This window comes from Lentzea sp. NPDC059081, from assembly GCF_042738015.1.
Classification (GTDB): Bacteria; Actinomycetota; Actinomycetes; order Mycobacteriales; family Pseudonocardiaceae; genus Lentzea.
Genome location: NZ_JBHYGW010000007.1, coordinates 132842 through 149750, shown reverse-complemented (window position 1 = coordinate 149750; position 16909 = coordinate 132842). Strand labels below are relative to the sequence as shown.

General features: G+C 72.0%; 17 protein-coding genes. 14 read left to right on the top strand and 3 right to left on the bottom strand.

Annotated elements, in window-relative coordinates; translation table 11 throughout:
- Positions 1-227 precede the first annotated feature (227 nt).
- Positions 228-374, bottom strand: a complete 147-nt coding sequence (locus ACFWV3_RS18375; RefSeq protein ID WP_382412524.1) for a hypothetical protein — start codon at positions 372-374, stop codon at positions 228-230.
- 189 nt (positions 375-563) lie between these two features.
- On the opposite strand from ACFWV3_RS18375, the gene ACFWV3_RS18370 reads away from it, so the two are divergent.
- A complete protein-coding gene (locus ACFWV3_RS18370) occupies positions 564-956 on the top strand; it encodes an STAS domain-containing protein (RefSeq protein WP_382412523.1) in 393 nt (130 codons plus the stop codon).
- 75 nt (positions 957-1031) lie between these two features.
- Here ACFWV3_RS18370 and ACFWV3_RS18365 read toward each other — a convergent pair whose 3' ends face one another.
- The gene (locus tag ACFWV3_RS18365) at positions 1032-1400 is read right to left on the bottom strand and encodes an ATP-binding protein (RefSeq protein WP_382412522.1); all 369 of its coding nucleotides are present in this window, start codon (positions 1398-1400) and stop codon (positions 1032-1034) included.
- A 175-nt stretch (positions 1401-1575) separates the two neighbouring features.
- Between ACFWV3_RS18365 and ACFWV3_RS18360 the strand changes: the two genes are divergently transcribed.
- From ACFWV3_RS18360 to ACFWV3_RS18330, 7 genes are read left to right on the top strand one after another with little or no spacing between them, the layout of a single operon-like run.
- Positions 1576-2427: an STAS domain-containing protein gene (locus ACFWV3_RS18360; protein WP_382412520.1), complete on the top strand. Its 852-nt coding sequence runs from the start codon at positions 1576-1578 to the stop codon at positions 2425-2427.
- Positions 2427-2831, top strand: coding sequence for an STAS domain-containing protein (locus tag ACFWV3_RS18355; protein ID WP_382412518.1), 405 nt, complete (start codon positions 2427-2429; stop codon positions 2829-2831). Before ACFWV3_RS18360 ends, ACFWV3_RS18355 begins: the two co-directional genes overlap by 1 nt.
- Positions 2831-3244 carry an ATP-binding protein gene (locus ACFWV3_RS18350; RefSeq protein WP_382412517.1) on the top strand — a complete coding sequence of 138 codons (414 nt, stop codon included), beginning with the start codon at positions 2831-2833 and terminating at the stop codon, positions 3242-3244. The genes ACFWV3_RS18355 and ACFWV3_RS18350 overlap by 1 nt, the downstream gene beginning before the upstream one ends.
- Complete coding sequence (locus tag ACFWV3_RS18345; RefSeq protein ID WP_382412516.1) at positions 3241-4266, top strand: ATP-binding protein; 1026 nt, start codon at positions 3241-3243, stop codon at positions 4264-4266. Before ACFWV3_RS18350 ends, ACFWV3_RS18345 begins: the two co-directional genes overlap by 4 nt.
- The gene (locus ACFWV3_RS18340; protein WP_382412515.1) at positions 4263-5993 is read left to right on the top strand and encodes an ATP-binding protein; all 1731 of its coding nucleotides are present in this window, start codon (positions 4263-4265) and stop codon (positions 5991-5993) included. Before ACFWV3_RS18345 ends, ACFWV3_RS18340 begins: the two co-directional genes overlap by 4 nt.
- Positions 5990-7537 (top strand): SpoIIE family protein phosphatase, encoded by a 1548-nt coding sequence (locus ACFWV3_RS18335; protein ID WP_382412514.1) that lies wholly within the window; start codon positions 5990-5992, stop codon positions 7535-7537. The genes ACFWV3_RS18340 and ACFWV3_RS18335 overlap by 4 nt, the downstream gene beginning before the upstream one ends.
- Positions 7534-7917 (top strand): ATP-binding protein, encoded by a 384-nt coding sequence (locus ACFWV3_RS18330; RefSeq protein ID WP_382412513.1) that lies wholly within the window; start codon positions 7534-7536, stop codon positions 7915-7917. The genes ACFWV3_RS18335 and ACFWV3_RS18330 overlap by 4 nt, the downstream gene beginning before the upstream one ends.
- 69 nt (positions 7918-7986) lie before the next feature.
- Here the strand turns inward: ACFWV3_RS18330 and ACFWV3_RS18325 are convergent, their stop codons facing one another.
- On the bottom strand, positions 7987-10632 hold the full coding sequence (locus ACFWV3_RS18325) for a SpoIIE family protein phosphatase (protein ID WP_382412512.1): 2646 nt from the start codon (positions 10630-10632) through the stop codon (positions 7987-7989).
- A 148-nt stretch (positions 10633-10780) separates the two neighbouring features.
- On the opposite strand from ACFWV3_RS18325, the gene ACFWV3_RS18320 reads away from it, so the two are divergent.
- The 6 genes from ACFWV3_RS18320 to ACFWV3_RS18295 all read left to right on the top strand — a co-directional run bounded on the left by ACFWV3_RS18320 (position 10781) and on the right by ACFWV3_RS18295 (position 16863).
- Positions 10781-11992 (top strand): NAD(P)/FAD-dependent oxidoreductase, encoded by a 1212-nt coding sequence (locus ACFWV3_RS18320; protein ID WP_382412511.1) that lies wholly within the window; start codon positions 10781-10783, stop codon positions 11990-11992.
- Positions 11989-13434 carry a cryptochrome/photolyase family protein gene (locus ACFWV3_RS18315; RefSeq protein WP_382412510.1) on the top strand — a complete coding sequence of 482 codons (1446 nt, stop codon included), beginning with the start codon at positions 11989-11991 and terminating at the stop codon, positions 13432-13434. Before ACFWV3_RS18320 ends, ACFWV3_RS18315 begins: the two co-directional genes overlap by 4 nt.
- 75 nt (positions 13435-13509) lie before the next feature.
- Positions 13510-13797 (top strand): hypothetical protein, encoded by a 288-nt coding sequence (locus ACFWV3_RS18310; RefSeq protein WP_382412509.1) that lies wholly within the window; start codon positions 13510-13512, stop codon positions 13795-13797.
- A gap of 77 nt (positions 13798-13874) precedes the next feature.
- Entirely contained in the window at positions 13875-15275 is a 1401-nt protein-coding gene (locus tag ACFWV3_RS18305) for a fatty acid desaturase (RefSeq protein ID WP_382412508.1), read from the top strand.
- Positions 15276-15285: 10 nt separating this feature from the next.
- Positions 15286-15900, top strand: a complete 615-nt coding sequence (locus ACFWV3_RS18300) for a TetR family transcriptional regulator (RefSeq protein WP_382412507.1) — start codon at positions 15286-15288, stop codon at positions 15898-15900.
- A gap of 15 nt (positions 15901-15915) precedes the next feature.
- A complete protein-coding gene (locus ACFWV3_RS18295; RefSeq protein ID WP_382412505.1) occupies positions 15916-16863 on the top strand; it encodes an SDR family NAD(P)-dependent oxidoreductase in 948 nt (315 codons plus the stop codon).
- Positions 16864-16909: the final 46 nt, after the last annotated feature.

Genomic DNA, 16909 nt, shown 5'->3' with positions numbered 1-16909 from the left:
CGTGAGCGCGTTCGGGGAGTGGACGACAGCGGAGGGCCTGCCCGCGATCGAGTACCGGGCAGGCCGCGCGCCGTGGGCGTGTGGGATCGACGACACGTGCCGGGCCGGCTCACCGCTGGGCGCCCGCCACCCGCTGGCCAGTTCCACTTGGGGCGCAAGGATAAGTGTGGACCTGCACAGCCGTTCCCGGCAATTGCGCGCTTGTCAGAAGTCGACGGGAGTGGGTCTTAGTCGGGCGGTTCCTGGCCTTCCGGTGCGTCGTCGTTGATGACGTCCTTGGCGGGCGCTTCCTCCGGAACGCGAGGTTCCTCGACGTCGTTCAGGTCCGGCGTGCCGGGCGCGTGCGGGGCCTCCGGATTAACGGGGTCTGTCATGACGTGCGGTTACCCGTGAACGTTCGACGCGAACACGCACCCGCGGTTGTGTCTCACCAGAAAGGGGCATAGCGTGGGCAGGAGTACCTGAACACCGAATCATCCATGTGAGGTCATCTACAGGTTCTCCGGGTTGGGCAGCGGCTGGCGTCGGCGCTTCGCACGGTTTGCCGATGGGAGGGGCGGCCGATGAGCCGGCAGTCCGACGGAGCGGTGGAAGTCCTGACCGCCCACACCACGGAGCACGACGGGATCACCCTCGTGACCGTCGTGGGCGAGATCGACCGGATGAAGCCGGACTCACCACTGCTGCAGGCCGCGGACGCCGTGCGGCGGCGCCCGGCGGGTGTCGTGGTCGACCTCGACGCGGTCACGTTCTTCGGTTCGGCCGGGGTCAACATGCTCGCCGCCGTGTGGCAGGAGTCGGACGCCCAAGCGGTGCCGCTCGCCATCGTCGCGAGCAAGCGCACGGTGCTGATGCCGCTGACGATCTCCGGGGTCGACGCGCTGCTGGCGCTGTACCCGAACCGGTCCGACGCGTTCGCCGCCGTCCGGGCCGTGCCGCCGCCCAGGCGCCGCTGAGCTTCCTCGTCCCCTTGTGCCGGAGCGCGGGTCACCCGCGGACTCCGGCCTTCGTCATGGGCGCTGCGGACCCGGTCACTCGCCGCCGGTGCACGGCACGACCGCCCACACGGCCTTCCCGGTCTCCTGCTCGTCCACGCCCCACTCGCGCGCCAGCTGGTCCACCAGCACGAGGCCGCGGCCCCTGGCGGAGTGCGGCGACGACGGCTTGAGCACGGGCGGGATCGGCGAGGCGTCCTCCACCACGATCCGCACGCCCTCCTCTGGCGGCCGGTGCAGCGTCAGCCGCGCCGGGAACTCGCCGTGGTCGTACACGTTGGACACGAGCTCGGTCACGATCAGCTGAACGTCGAGCAGGTCGTCCTCGTGCAGCTGCGGCAACGCGGCACCGGCCCACCGGCGGACCTCCGCGATGTCGACCACATCGTGGTTCAGCTCCAGCACGAGCGGGGTATCAGGGGGCTCGCCTCCGACGGCCAAGAGGGTGCCTTTCTGTCACTGGTGTGCTGCGTGAACGTACCTCGTCCGGGAACTCGCTAAACGCGGCAACCACCTGTCGGGTCTCGCGGCGGCGCACAGCTACTGTCTGTGGGGTACTGACCGCCTGAGGAGGCTTGAGTTGACTGCAGATGCGGGGCACGCCCGGCGTTTGACCGAGCTGTTGCGGACGAACGCGGAGCCCTTGATCGACAAGTGGGTGGGCGTGGTCGCGGCCCTGCTGCGCGGACGGGCGACGAAGGCGGAGCTGGAGACCGACTTCCGGGAGTTCTTCTCCGCACTGCTGCCGCTCGTCGGCCAGGACGGCAGGGACACCTCCGGAGCGGAGTTCGCCGAGGTCAGATCGTTGCTGGAGGAGTACTCGCGGTCGCGCGTCCGGGCCGGCTTCACGCCGTCGGAGACCGCGTCGAGCGTGTTCTCGCTCAAGCAGCAGGTCTTCGAGCTCAGCGAGAACGAGAACGACCCCGAGCTCTTCCGCGAGGTGCTCGCGTTCTCCCGCCTGCTCGACGCGCTCGGCCTGTTCACGTTCGAGTCGTACTCCCGCGCCCGCGAGGAGATCATCCGCGAGCAGTCCGAGCAGCTGCTCGAGCTGACCACGCCGGTGGTCAAGATCTGGGAGGGCGTGCTGGCGGTGCCGCTGGTGGGCACGCTCGACTCCGCGCGCACCCAGGTCGTCATGGAGAAGCTGCTGGAGACCCTCGTCGAGACGGGCTCCGAGCACGCGATCATCGACATCACCGGTGTCTTCGCCGTCGACACCCAGGTCGCGCAGCACCTGCTCAAGACCGTGGTCGCGGCCAGGCTGATGGGCGCGGAGTGCATCGTGTCCGGCATCCGCCCGCAGATCGCGCAGACGATCGTGGCGCTGGGCATCGAGTTCGGCGACATCGTCACCAAGGCCTCCCTCGCCGACGCGCTGCGGCACGCGCTGCGCCGCGAGGGCGTCGACGTCGTGCGCAACGAGGCCCGCTGATGGAACGCGTCCCGATTCTGAAGATCGGCGGCGTGCTGCTCGTCTCCATCCAGATCGACCTGCAGGACCAGAGCGTTTTGGCGCTGCAGGAGGACCTGGCCGAGAAGATCAGCGCGACCGGCGCCCACGGCGTGGTCATCGACATCTCCGCGGTGGAGATCGTCGACTCGTTCATCGGGCGGATGTTCGCGACGATCGCGTCCATCTCCCGGCTGTTCGACGCCGACACCGTCGTGGTGGGCATGCGGCCGGCGGTGGCGATCACGCTGGTGGAGCTGGGGCTCACCCTCGGCGGCGTGCGCACCGCGCTCGACCTCGAACGCGGGCTCAAGATCCTCGGCCAGCTCGGTCGCGAGCGGCGGGGCGTGCTCGCGCGGTCCGACGCGTTCGAGCAGGACGCCTGATGCCGCCCCGGTCCGAAGGGCCGGAACAGCTGTCGATCACCGGCGACGACGACGTCGTGCGCGTGCGTCAGCTCGTGCGCACCTATGCGCAGCAGACGAAGCTCTCGCTGGTCGACCAGACGAAGCTGGTCACGGCGGCCAGCGAGCTCGCCCGCAACACGCTCATCTACGGCGGCGGGGGCTTCGCCCGCGTCGAGGAGGTCAGCGACGGCCGCCGGGCCGGTGTCCGCGCGTCGTTCCACGACGAGGGGCCGGGCATCCCCGACCTGTCGCTCGCGCTCGCCGACGGCTGGAGCAGCGGCAGCGGGCTCGGCCTCGGGCTGAGCGGGGCCAAGCGCCTGGTGGACCAGTTCGACCTCGACACCGAGGTCGGCCGCGGCACCGTCGTGACGGTGGTCAAGTGGAAGAGATGACGACCGCGACGTGCCTGCCGCTGGTGCGCGACGAGGCCTGGCTGCCCGTCGAGGAGACCGCCCAGGTCGGCAGGATCCGCCGCGCCGCCGCGGCACTGGCCGAACGGCTGGGGTTCGGCGAGACCCGCACGGCGGAGATCGGCCTCGCGGTGACCGAGATCGGCACGAACCTGCACAAGCACGCCCGGCAGGGCGTCGTGGTGCTCCGCTCGGTGCGCGGGGAGCGGGACTCGGCCGTCGAGATCGTGGCGGTGGACCGCGGTCCCGGCATCGGCGACGTCGCGCTGGCTTGGCAGGACGGGCAGTCGACCACCGGCACGCTCGGCGTCGGGCTGGGCGCGGTCGCGCGGCTCGCCACGTCGTGCTCCATGACCTCGCGGCTGGGCTCCGGCACGGCGCTGGTGGCGCGGTTCGCGCCGGTGCTGGACTGGGCACCCGAGTGGGGTGCGGAGAACGCGGCCGGGATCACGCGGCCCATCACCGGCGAGGAGGTGTGCGGCGACGCCTACGCGTTCTGCCGCAGCGCGGACCGGCTGACGTTGATGATGTGCGACGGGTCCGGGCACGGGCCCCTGGCGGCGGCCGCGTCCGACATCGCGGTGCGGACCTTCCGCGACCTCGCCCCGATGCCGCCGGACCAGATCGTCACCCGCCTGCACCAGGCGTTGCGCGGCACCCGCGGTGGTGCGGTGGCGGTCGCCGACATCGACCTCGCCGCCAGGACCGTGCGCTTCTGCGGCCTCGGCAACATCGCTGGTGCCGTCCTCGGCGACCGCAAGCAGGGCATGATCTCGGTGCCCGGCGTGGCGGGACACCAGGCGCGCACGATCAGGACGTTCGACTACGCGCTGCCGGACCGCGCCGCGGTGGTGCTGCACTCCGACGGCCTGACCGAGCGGTGGGGCCTCGACTTCGGCGGCGACCTGGTCCACGACCAGCCGGTCCTGATCGCGACGACGTTGCTGCGGGAAGCGGGAGTGCGCAACGACGACGCGAGCGTCCTGGTGGCCAGACCGGCATGACCACGACCGAGCTGCTGCGCCTGCCGATCGCCGACGAGCGCGACGTGTTCCTGCTCCGCCAGCGCGGGCGGCAGGTCGCGGCGGCGGTCGGCCTGGACGGGCAGAACCAGATCCGGGTGGCGACGGCGCTGAGCGACGTCGGCAGGGAGCTGGTGCGGCAGGACGTGGGCACCACCGCGGTCTTCCGGTTGCGGCGCGACGCCGCACCCGCGCTGCTGGTCGAGCTGACGTGGCAGCCGGCGTCCGTGACCGGCACGGGCCCCGGCTGGGACACCGCCCGCAGGCTGATGGACGAGCTGACCATGACGTCCGCGGGCGTGACACTGGTGAAGCACGTGCACCACGCCGTCCAGGTCGACGAGGGCCTGCTGCTGGAGCTGCGCGACACGGCCGGCGGCAGCGCGCTCGACGAGCTGCGCGCCCAGAACCAGGAGCTCGTGGAGACCCTCGAGAACCTGGAGGCCAAGAGCGCCGAGCTGGAGCGGCTCAACGCCGAGCTGGAGGAGACCAACCGCGGCGTCGTGGCGCTCTACCAGGAGCTGTCCGACGAGCTGGAGCAGACGAACCAGGGCGTGGTCGCCCTCTACGCCGAGCTGGACGCGAAGTCCGCCGAGCTGCGGGAGGCCGCGGCCGCGCGCATCCGGTTCTGGTCCAACATCAGCCACGAGCTGCGTGCGCCGATCAACTCGGTGGTCGGCCTGACGCGCCTGCTCAGCGCTCCCGGCGGCGACCCGATGACCGATGACCAGCGCCACCACGTCGACCTGATCAACGAGTCGGCGGCGACGCTGCTGGCGCTGGTGAACGAGCTGCTCGACACCGCCAAGGCCGAGTCCGGCAGCCTGCGGCCGCGGACGGCGCCGGTCGCGCTCGACTACGTGATCACGCAGCTGCGGTCGTCGGTGCGGCCGTTGCTGCGCTCGGGCGACGTGCGGCTGGTCGTGGAGGCGATCCCCGAGCTGCCGCCGCTCGTGACCGACGAGACGATGCTCGTGCGGATCCTGCGCAACGTGCTGTCGAACGCCGTCAAGTTCACCCGGCACGGCGAGATCCGCTTCACCGCCGCACCGGGACCGGGGACGGACGAGGTCCGGTTCGTCGTCACCGACACGGGCATCGGCATCCCGCCGGACGAGCAGGGCAAGGTCTTCGAGGAGTTCTACCAGGTGCCGAACGCGCTGCAGGTGGGGGCGAGCGGCACCGGTCTGGGCCTGTCCTACGCGCGCAAGCTCGCCGAGATCCTCGGCGGCGCGCTGACGCTGAGCAGCGCCCCCGGCGTCGGCACGGAGGTCGCGCTGACCCTGCCGACGGGCAAGGACGAGTCCGCGCAGCCCGCGCCCGTGGCGTGCGCGCTGATCGCGGACGGCGACGAGAAGCTCCGCGCGCAGCTGCGGGAGGCGTTGACCGGCCTCGCGGACGAGGTCGTCGAAACCGACGACGGCCGCAGCGCGGTGAACCTCGCGAAGGCGCACCGGCCCGACCTCGTGCTGATGGGGGCCAACGCGCCGTTGATGAGCGGGAGCGCGGTGCTGTCGGTGCTGCGCCTGGACGCCGACCTGAAGGCGGTGCCGGTGGTGATCGTGTGCGGCGACGACCCCGGTGGCGTCGCCCGCACCGCGCACGGCCTGGGCGCCGCGATGCTGCACGAGGGCGGGATCGCGCCGGAGACGATGAGCCGCGCGATCAGGGACGCCCAGCTCACCGCCCGCAGAACGGAGGGCCGATGAACCCGACAGCCATGGGAGGCGGACCCGCCAGGGTCCTCGTGGTCGACGACCTGGAGGCCAGCCGCTTCATCGCGTGCAGCTGGCTGCGCCGCAGCGGCCACACGGTCGTCGAGGCGACCACGGCCGCCGAGGCGCTGACCGCGCTGGAGGGCCAGTCGTTCGACCTCGTCCTGCTCGACGTGCACCTGCCGGACATGAGCGGCTACGACGTGACCGAGCGGATCAAGGCCGACCCGCGCACCAGCTCCGTTCCCGTCGTGATGCTGTCGGCGACCTACATCGAGCCCGAGGACAAGGTCACCGGCCTCACCCGCGGCGCCGACGCCTACCTGACCGAACCGGTCGACCCCGGCGAGCTGCTGGCCAACGTCGAGGCGGCGCTGCGCTACCACCGCGCCCGCGCCCTGGCCGAGCACCTGGCCGCGCGCCTCACCCGCCTGACCACCGCCACGTTCGCCATCAACGCCGCCACGACGTTCGAGGCGCTCGTGGAGGCCGCCGCGATCGGCGCGGCCGACATGTTCGACACCCCGGCGACGGCGGTGCTCGGCACGTCGTCCGGCACGATCTGCGTGGCCACGTCCGGCACCTCGTCGGCGCCGGACATCGCGGACGTGGAGCGCTGGATGGCGTCGGTGAAGGCCGGCGTCGGCGTGGCCGTGGTGGAGGGCGGCGCGTGGGACCCGGCGAACCCCGTCGTGGCGGCGCTGGCCCGCACGAAGCTGCGCCGCTCGCCGATCTGCATCGCGGTGGCGCCCGAGTCCGTGGCAGGCGACGAGGACCGCAACCTGCTGTCGCAGCTGGCCCAGGCGACGGCGCTCGCGGCGGAGGGCCTGCACACGTTCGCCGAGGAGCACTCGCTCGCCCTGACGTTGCAGCGCAGCCTCCTGCCCCGCGAGCTGCCGCAGCGCCCCGAGCTGCCGATGACGGCCCGGTACGTGCCCGCGCAGAGCAACGCCGAGATCGGCGGCGACTTCTACGACGTGATCGAGCTCGACGGCCGCGTGCTGATCACCATCGGCGACGTGTGCGGCCACTCGATCGAGGCCGCGACCATCATGGCCGAGGTGCGCCACACGCTGCGCGCCTACGCCGTCGAGGGCCACCGCCCGGCCGAGATCCTGCGCAGGGTCGACGTCCTGCTCCAACGCTTCCACCCGACCGGCGGCCTCACGACCATGTGCCTGCTGCTGGTCGACCTGGAGGCGGGCACGGCCGAGGTCGCGAACGCCGGCCACGTCCCCCCGCTGCTGGTGGACGCCTCCGGCGCCCGCTACGCCCCGATCAAGGGCCCGCTGCTCGGCATCGGCCTGGACCGCCAGGAGGCCACCACCGTGCCGCTGCCGCCCGGCACCACCGTCCTGCTCACCACCGACGGCCTGGTCGAACGTCCCGGCGTCGACCTCGACGTGGGCATGGAGAAGCTGCGCGCCGCCGTGTCGCACAGCGACGACATGGACGAGCTGGCCGACCGCCTGCTGGCCGAGCTGGGCCAGGGCAAGCAGGACGACATCGCCCTGGTCTTGCTGCGGCGGCTCCCGTGACCACTCCCGTCGTGGACGTCCCCGTCGAGCGCGGCATGTCGCTGTCCGGCCTGCGGCGCGCCGTCACCACCGCGCTCGGTTCGCTGGGCGATGACCACCTGTACGACGTGCAGCTCGTGGTGACCGAGCTGGTGTCGAACGTGCTGGACCACACCCCGGGCTCCGGTCACCTGCGCATCCTGCACACGGCGGAGCCCTGCCTGGTCGTGGTCGAGGTGGACGACGCCTCGCCCGTCGCGCCGGTGTACGGGCGGTCGCGGCTGGGGGAGAACCGCGGGCGGGGGATCGTGGTGGTGGACCGGATCTCGCGGGAGTGGGGGAGCCGGGCGCGCGAGGAGGGCGGGAAGACGGTGTTCGCGGTGGTGGACTGCACGGGCTGACCCGGCTTCGTCGGTACGGCGCCGGTCTCACCTTGCCCGGTTCGCGCGCCGCGTCGGCCTTGGCCTGCCTCAGCGCTCCGTCGTGGGGCGTGTCGTGTGCGCCAGGCCCGAGAGGTCCAGGATCCGCGCCGGTGCCGAGCCCTCGGCCGCGACCAGCGACAGCGCCCTCCCGCGTCCCTCCGCGCGCTTCCACGCCTGCAACAGCAGCGCCACCCCCGAGCTGCTGAGGTAGTCGAGTCCGGTCAGGTCCACCTCGACCGGGCGTTCGTCGGCCACGTCGATCCGTCCCAGCAACGCCTCGCGCAGGTCCTCGACGGTCGCGATGTCCAGGTCGCCGGTGAGCAGCACCCGTTGCACGTCGGAGTCGTCGCTGTCGGTCAGACCGGCGGCCGTCTCGTCGGACACGGGCTCGCCGGGCCCGCGCTCGGGCGGCGTCCCCGTCCCCGCCTGCGAGGCGATCGGGACGTGGAAGCGGATGGTGGTGCCGTCGGCGCCCGCGTCCAGGTCGGCCGAGTCGCTCAGGGCGCGGATCATCGTCAGGCCACGGCCGCGGTCGCCCTTGTCGGCGGGGGCCGGGCGCCAGCGGCCGTGGTCGGTGACGGTCACCTGGACGCCGCGGCCCGTCCACTCCAGCGTCGTGTCGAACGTGCCGCCGCCGGACGGGTAGGCGTGGTCCACGACGTTCGCCGCGGCCTCGCCCAGGGCCAGTTCCAGGTCGTACACCGAGTCGTCGGACAGGCCCGCGGCGTCGGCCCAGGCCGTGGCGGCGTGGCGGAGTGCGGAGAGCTCCTGCGCCTCGGCCGGCAGGTGGCGGCGCAGGGGTGCGGGCAGGTGGCGGGCGACGAGCAGGGCCACGTCGTCGGCCCTGCCGTCCGTCAGCACCTGGTCGACGATGCGCTGCACCAGGAACGCGGGCGCCAGCCTCGACGCCGTGCCCACCGCCTCGACCAGCCGGCGCACACCCTCGTCCAGCACCTCGCCGCGGCGTTCCACCAGGCCGTCGGTGTAGAGGACGACGGACGCACCGGGCGGCAGCGGGGTCGCGTGCTGCGGTGGTGACATGGGGCCGGCGGCGCCGAGGACCGGGCCGATCTTCTCGCTGAGCGTGCGCGCCCCGGCCGCGTCGACGACCACCGGTGACGGGTGGCCGGCGGAGGCCCAGCAGAGCTCGCCGATGTCCGGGTCGAACACGATGCACGCGCACGTGCTGCCGACGGCGCCGTTCACGCGCAGCGCGAAGACGTCCAAGCGTCGCAACGACTCCGAGGGGGAGTGGCCGTCGAGCAGGAAGCCGGTCAGCGCGCTGCGCAGCTGGCCCATCACCGCGGCGGCGGCCGGTCCCTTGCCCACGACGTCGCCGACCGTCAGGCCGACGCGGGACTCGCCGAGCAGGACGACCTCGTACCAGTCGCCGCCGATCTGCGAGTACCGCGCGGCGGGCAGGTAGCGCGCGGCGGTCGCCAGGCGGGGCAGCATCGGGAGCTCGCGCGGCAGCAGGCTCTGCTGCAACGCCGCCGCGATCTCGTGCTCGCGTTGCAGCAGCAGCTCGCGCTCGGCTTCGGCCCGTTGCCGCTCGGTCACGTCACGGCCGATCGCCTGCGAGCCGGTCGGCGTGGTCTGGACGCTCAGCTCCAGCGCGACCACCGTGCCGTCCGCGTGCCGCATCGACACGACCTGGGCCGTCGAGAGGTCGTCCGGCAGGCCGTCGACGAGCAGGTCGGCGATCGTGGTGCCGACGAGCTGTTCCGGCCGGTAACCGAGCAGGTGGCCGGTCGCGGGGTTCACCGACACGAACCGCATCTCGTGGTCGAGCATCCAGATCGCGTCGGTCGCGCGTTCCACGAGCTGACGATGCCGCTTCTCGCTGTCACGCAACGCACGGTCCGCATGCGCGCGCTGCAGCGATTCCCAGCAACGGTTCACCGCGACGGACACGAGGTCGACCTCGTCACGGGTCCAGTTCCGCACTGACGCCTGATGAACGGCCATAGCGGCGACGAACCGTCCACCGCGCAACAACGGCAGGCAGATCACGGCACGGATACCGGTCACGTCGTACGCCGCGAGGTCCTCGTCGTCGAGCCGTGGGTCGTTCAAGCAGTCGTCGACCACCCACGGCTTTCCGGCACGCATGGCCGTCAACGCGCCGTTGCCGAACGCTCTCATCGCGAACCGGCCGGGCAGCGGAGGTAATCCCGTGGCGTGGTCACCGCTCATGACGAAGTGGTTCTCGTCAGCCTCCGTGCGCGCGTAGGCGCAGCGGTCGACGCCCATGTGCTCGCCGAGCAGCCGGGTCGTGAGCGCCATCAGCTCCTCGGCGTCGTCCAGCCGTTGCGACTCGCGTTCGAGCAGGTCCAGGAACCGCTGCCGGTCCGCCGCCGCGTGCTGGGCGGTCACGTCGATCAGCACACCGCTGCGCAGGACGCCGTCCACGCGCGTCGTCTCCAGCACCCAGACGAGGTCGCCCGCGGCGGTGTGGACGCGGTACACGGTCTCGTAGTCGTCCGGGCCCCAGCGCAGCCGCTGGCTGTCCTCGCGGTCGTCGGGATGGGTGATCTCGGCCCAGAACCCGGGGTCGTCGAGCCAGCGTCCAGGCGGGTGGCCGAGCAGGCGTTCGACGGCGGCGGAGAAGAACGTGATCGCGCGCCCACGCGATTCGCCCCGCCAGACGACCACGGGCAGGTCGTCCACGAGAGCGGTGATCGCAGGCTGCACCGCGGCGCTCCTTACGTGTGCGAGTGGAGTCCACGGCGCCGTTTTCTCGACGCACGTCCCTGCATCGTACGGCGATCAACCACATGCCTGCCGAATACACCCGTTCGTTCGTTGTGCGAAGGCATCGAACGGCCCATACGGTCGATGGGTGATCGTGGTGGTGGGAGCAGGACTGGCCGGGCTGAGCGCCGCTCTGGAGCTGACCGCGGCCGGCTCGGAGGTCGCCGTGCTGGAGGCGTCCGACGAGGTCGGGGGCCGGGTGCGGACGGACGTCGTCGACGGCGTGCGGTTCGACCGGGGCTTCCAGATCATGCTGCCCGCCTACCCCGAGCTCGAACGGCTGGACCTGGGACCGTTTCCGCTGCGGCACCTGCGGTCCGGCGTGTTCGTCCACGACGACGGCCGCCACGACCTGCTCGCCGACCCGCGCACCGGGCGGTCGGCGTGGGATGGAATGCTGCGCCAGCACGTCCTGGGCGCGCGCGACCTCGCCGCGCTGTCCCGGTTCTCCGCCCGGGACGCGTTCGGTCCCGCCGCACCGCTGCTCACCGCGCCTGACCGCACGACGCGCGACGAGCTGCGCCGGCTCGGCGTCACCGACCGCGCGGTGGAGGCGGTGTTCCGGCCGTTCCTGTCCGGGGTGTTCCTGGAGCGGGAGCTGAGGACGTCGTCACGGTTCTTCCACCTGGTGTGGCGCAGCTTCGCCCGCGGCGGCGCCGCCGTTCCCGCGCTCGGCATGGGCGAGCTGCCGAAGGCGATCGCCGCGAAGCTCCCCGACGGCACCGTCCGGCTGGCGACGGTCGTGCGGGCCGTGCACGACCGCGGTGTGGACCTCGAAGGCGGCGAACGCCTCGACGCGGACGCGGTGGTGGTGGCGACGGACGGCACGACGGCGGCGAAGCTGCTGCCGGGCCTGACCGAGCCGAGCTGGAACAGCGTCACCACCTGGTACTTCCGCCCGCCCCGCTCCCCGCTGCGCGACGGCTGCCTGGTGGTCGACGCCAACGGCGGCCCGGTCGTGAACACGGCCGTCATGTCCGAGGTGTCCCGGCCCTACTCGCCGCACGCCCCGCTGGTGCAGGCGACCGTGCTCGGCGAAGCGTCCGAAGAGGACGTACGAGCCCACCTCAACCGCCTGTACGGCAACGACACCAGCCGCTGGGAGGTGCTCCGCCGATACGAGATCCCGCGGGCGCTGCCCACGATGGCGGCGCCGCGCAGGCTCAAGCAGTCCGTGCGCGCGGGTGCCGGGCGGTACGTGTGCGGCGACCACCGCGACACCAGCTCCATCCAGGGAGCACTCCACTCGGGCCGCCGCGCCGCCCACGCCGTGCTCGCCGACCTGCGCGGTGCCCGGTGACCGCGCTGCTGCTGTTCGGCGACCAGCTCGGACCGCACTTCTACACCGGCCACGACGAGATCCTGCTCGTCGAGTCGGCGGCGGCGTTGCGGCGCAAGCCCTACCACCGCCAGAAGCTGCACCTGGTGCTGTCCGGCATGCGCCACCTGGCGGCCGAGTTCCCGGACCGCGTCACGATCGTGCGCGCGAACACCTACGGCGAGGCGATCCGCGACTTCGGCCGCCCGCTCGTCGCCTACCAGCCGGGTTCCCTGGCCGCGCAACGGATGCTGCGCCGGCTCGGCGTCGAGATGCGCCCGACGCCCGCGTTCGCGTTGTCCCGCGAGGAGTTCACCGCGTGGGCGGGCACCCGCGAGCGGTTCCTGATGGAGGACTTCTACCACTTCCAGCGCACGCGCTTCGACGTGCTGATGGAGGGGGAGAAGCCGGTCGGCGGACGGTGGAACCTCGACGCCGAGAACCGCGAGCCACCGCCGAAGCGCGCGAAGCTCGGTGTGCCGGAACCGTGGTGGCCGAAGGAGGACGAGATCGACGCGCAGGTCCGCAAGGACCTCGACGAGCTGAAGCTGCCGGCGGTCGGCAGGGACGGTACGCGCCGCTTCGCCATCACCCGCACCGAGGCGCTCCAGGCACTGGAGTCGTTTGTGCGCGACCGGCTGCCGCACTTCGGCCCGCACGAGGACGCCGTGCTGACCAAGGACTGGACGATGGCGCACTCGCTGCTGTCGGTCCCGCTCAACCACGGCCTGCTCCACCCGCTGGAGGTCGTCTACGCCGCCGAGGACGCCCACCGCTCCGGCGCCGTGCCGCTGGCGAGCGCGGAGGGGTTCATCCGCCAGGTGCTGGGCTGGCGCGAGTACGTGTGGCACCTGTACTGGCACCTCGGCGGGGAGTATCTGCAGCGCAACGGTTTCCGCGCCACGACGCCCCTGCCGGACTGGTGGGCCCGGCTGCGGCCTGCCATGGTGCGGGCCGCGTGCCTGCGCACGGCGTTGGAGGGGGTGCGCAACCACGGCTGGGTGCACCACATCCAGCGGCTGATGGTGCTGGGAAACCACGCCCTGCAACGGGGTTACGACCCGGCGGCGTTGAACGAGTGGTTCATCACGTCCTTCGTGGACGGTTTCCCGTGGGTGATGCCGGTGAACGTGATCGGCATGAGCCAGCACGCCGACGGCGGGGTGATCGCGACCAAGCCGTACCTCAGCGGCGGCGCCTACCTCAACCGCATGACCGACCACTGCGGCGGCTGCTGGTTCGACCCGCGCAAGCGCACCGGTGAGCGCGCCTGCCCGTTCACCGCCGGGTACTGGGCCTGGATGGACCAGCACGAGCCGGCGGTCCGCGCCAACCACCGGATGGGCCGCGCCGTGCAGAACCTGCGCCGCCTCTCGGACCTCGACGAGGTGCGCGCGCAGGAGCGGCACCGCGAGGTGTTCTGACCTGATCGGGTGAACGTGCGTGACAGGCGGGCTCGTCCGTGCGTCCTGACCTGTGCCCGGCGAGAGGAGTCCCCGTTGTCCAGCAGCAGCCGTCGTGTCGTCCAGTTGCGCAGGCCGTTGTCCGAGGACGAGCGGTTGTCGCTCGTCGAGCAGGCCGTGCTCTGCCACCCGGCCGTGCACAGCATCGAGACCGGGGTCGACGGCGACATCCACGCCGAGGTGGTGCTGTGGCACCGCAGCCCGCGCGAGCAGGTGGTCCGCGACCTGACGGCGGCGCTGGGCGCGGTGGCGGGGCAGGTGCGCGTGACGGTGACGGCGTTCGCCCACCGCAGGCGGGAGCGGGTCCTGCTCTCGCTCGTCTGATTTACAAACTGCGGCGCCTTGTCAAATCAGCTTTACGTCGCCTACCGTTCTGTCAACCTCCCCCGAAGGAGCGTGGCATGAGCGACATGAAGGCAACGGTGCCCGTCGGCTCGACCGAGCAGTGGACGGACGGCAAGCGCTACCTGTGGCTGCTCGGACTGGTCGTCCCGTCTCTGGCGTTCCTGGCGATCGGGCTGCACGCCGCGACGGGCTGGGGCGTGTGGTTCTGGATCGGCCCGGTCGTGGTGCTGGTGATCGTCCCGGCGGTCGACCTCGTGGCGGGGCTGGACCGCTCCAACCCGCCCGACGACGTGATCGAACGGCTGGAGAACGACCGCTACTACCGCTGGATCACCTACCTGTTCCTGCCGATCCAGTACGTCGGCTTCGTGCTGGCGTTCTGGGTGATCGCGCGCGGCGACCTGGCCGTCGTGGACAAGATCGGGCTCGCCGTGTCGATCGGGTGCATCGGCGGCATCGGCATCAACACCGCGCACGAGCTGGGGCACAAGAAGGAGAGCCACGAGCGGTGGCTGTCCAAGATCGCGCTCGCGCAGAGCTTCTACGGCCACTTCTACATCGAGCACAACCGCGGCCACCACGTCCGCGTCGCGACGCCGGAGGACCCGGCGAGCAGCCGGGTGGGGGAGAGCTTCTACCGGTTCTGGCCGCGCACGGTCGCCGGGTCGGTGAAGTCGGCGTGGCGGTTGGAGCGCAAGCGGTACGGCCGGCGCGACCAGCACCCGTACCGGATCGGCAACGACGTGCTCAACGCGTGGCTCATGTCGGCGGCGCTGTGGGCGGCGATGATCGTGTGGCTGGGCGTCGGCATCGTGCCGTACCTGCTCGTCCAGGCCGTGATCGGGTTCTCGCTGCTCGAGGTCGTGAACTACATGGAGCACTACGGGATGCTGCGGCGCATGGTCGGCGCGCCGGGCCGTCGCCGGTACGAGCGGGTCGACCCCAGCCACAGCTGGAACTCCAACAACATCGCCACGAACGTCCTGCTCTACCACCTGCAACGGCACAGCGACCACCACGCCAACCCGACCCGGCGCTACCAGACGCTGCGCGACTTCGCCGAGTCGCCGGTGCTGCCGACCGGGTACGCCGGGATGATCCTGCTGGCACTGGTGCCGCCGTTGTGGCGCCGCGTGATGGACCCGCGGGTGCGCGCCCACTTCGACGGCGACATCGGCCGCGCCAACATCCAGCCGGGCAAGCGGGCGAAGGTGCTGGCCCGCTACGGCGGCACGGACGTGGGCGAGGAGGCCGTCGGCGACACGCGCGGCGACGCGACCGCCGGCGGGATGTGCCCCAGCTGCGGGTACGTCTACGACGAGAAGATCGGCGACCCGCGCGAGGGCTTCCCGGCCGGTACGCCCTGGTCCGCGATCCCGGACTCGTGGTGCTGCCCGGACTGCGGGGTGCGGGAGAAGATCGACTTCGTCGCGCCGGGACGGGTGGCGTCCGCTTAGGATCGAGTGCATGGGCACAGCTGCGACAGCGTCGGCAGGCGGTCAGCGCCGCCTGCCGATCATCGAGGCGGCGATCGAGATGACCGCCCGCACCGGCTGGGCCGCGGTCACCATGGGCCGGCTCGCCGAGCAGGTCGGGGTGAGCCGCCAGACCGTCTACAACGAGGTCGGCTCGAAGGACGCGCTCGCCGACGCCATGCTCGCCCACGAGCTGGGCCGGTTCCTCGCGTCCGTCGGCGACGCGTTCGACCGCCACGCCGACGACCTGGTCGAGGCGATCCACGACGCCGTGCGCAACGTGCTGGACCTGGCCCAGGGCAACCTGCTGGTCCGCGCCATCGCCTCGGCGACGCACGGCGCCGACACCGAGCTGCTGCCGTTGCTCACCACGCAGGCCGAGACGCTGCTGGCCGAGGTCAAGACGATGCTCGCCGCGCGGGTGGCGCGGTACCCGACGGGGCTGGCGGACGAGCAGGTCGAGGTCCTCGTCGACCTGGTCACGCGCGCCGTGCTCAGCCACGTCATCCAGCCGACGGGCACCCCCGCGAGCACCGCCGACGGCCTCGCGTGGCTGGCGTCACGCGTGCTGGAGGCGCCCGCGCGGAAACCCCTCCGCTACGGCTGACAGGAAGGCGTCACCATGCTCGACACCCTCGCGGACCGGCTCGTGGCGCCGGGCTACTCGAAGTGGGGCTATCGGCTCCGCCGCAGGTCTTGGCCCGCCGACGACCCGAAGCCGGGCGCGTTGCGGGCGGGACTGGCCGTCGTGACCGGCGCGGGGACCGGGATCGGCAAGGCGACCGCGCTGGGCCTGGCCCGGCTGGGGTCCGCGGTGGTGCTCGTGGTGCGCGACCAGGCCAAGGGCGCGGCCGCGCGGGACGAGATCGTCGCCGCGGTGCCCGACGCCGTCGTCCAGGTCCGGCTGTGCGACCTGTCGGGCCCGGAGTCCGTGCGGCGCTTCGCCGGTGAGATGGTCGCGGAGTTCGACCGGCTCGACGTGCTGGTGCACAACGCCGGTGTGTTGCCGCAGAAGCGCACGGAGACGCCGGAGGGCCACGAGCTGACGTTGGCTACGCACGTTCTCGGACCGTTGCTGCTCACGGACCTTCTGCGTCCGTTGCTCGCGGCCTCTCCCGACGCGCGCGTTGTGTTCGTGTCGTCCGGTGGCATGTACACGCAACGGCTGCACGCCGACGACCCCGAGTACCGCGAGGGCGAATATCGCGGTGCGACGGCCTACGCGCGTACGAAACGCATGCAGGTCGCGCTCGCGCCGCTGATGGCCGCCCGGTACGCGTCCGACGGAATCGCGGTGCACGCCATGCATCCCGGCTGGGCCGACACCCCGGGCGTCGCCGGGTCGCTGCCGGGTTTCCACCGGCTCACCAAGGCATTCCTGCGCACCTCGGAGGAGGGTGCGGACACGGTCGTGTGGCTGGCCGCCACGAGCCCGGCGCCGCGGTCCGGGCAGTTCTGGCACGATCGACGGGAACGCCCGGCGCACGTCCTGCCGTCCACCCGCGAGAACCCCGGTGACGTCACGAAGTTCTGGACCCGCGCCAAGAGCGCGGCCGGGCTGCCGGACTGATCATGCGTGCCGACGTGGAAATCCCTGTGGTGCAAGGGACTCTGTA

Coding starts and splice junctions, on each gene's coding strand:
- ACFWV3_RS18375 (WP_382412524.1), bottom strand. CDS start 374: ATGACAGACCCCGTTAATCCGGAGGCCCCGCACGCGCCCGGCACGCCG.
- ACFWV3_RS18370 (WP_382412523.1), top strand. CDS start 564: ATGAGCCGGCAGTCCGACGGAGCGGTGGAAGTCCTGACCGCCCACACC.
- ACFWV3_RS18355 (WP_382412518.1), top strand. CDS start 2,427: ATGGAACGCGTCCCGATTCTGAAGATCGGCGGCGTGCTGCTCGTCTCC.
- ACFWV3_RS18350 (WP_382412517.1), top strand. CDS start 2,831: ATGCCGCCCCGGTCCGAAGGGCCGGAACAGCTGTCGATCACCGGCGAC.
- ACFWV3_RS18345 (WP_382412516.1), top strand. CDS start 3,241: ATGACGACCGCGACGTGCCTGCCGCTGGTGCGCGACGAGGCCTGGCTG.
- ACFWV3_RS18340 (WP_382412515.1), top strand. CDS start 4,263: ATGACCACGACCGAGCTGCTGCGCCTGCCGATCGCCGACGAGCGCGAC.
- ACFWV3_RS18335 (WP_382412514.1), top strand. CDS start 5,990: ATGAACCCGACAGCCATGGGAGGCGGACCCGCCAGGGTCCTCGTGGTC.
- ACFWV3_RS18305 (WP_382412508.1), top strand. CDS start 13,875: ATGAGCGACATGAAGGCAACGGTGCCCGTCGGCTCGACCGAGCAGTGG.
- ACFWV3_RS18300 (WP_382412507.1), top strand. CDS start 15,286: ATGGGCACAGCTGCGACAGCGTCGGCAGGCGGTCAGCGCCGCCTGCCG.
- ACFWV3_RS18295 (WP_382412505.1), top strand. CDS start 15,916: ATGCTCGACACCCTCGCGGACCGGCTCGTGGCGCCGGGCTACTCGAAG.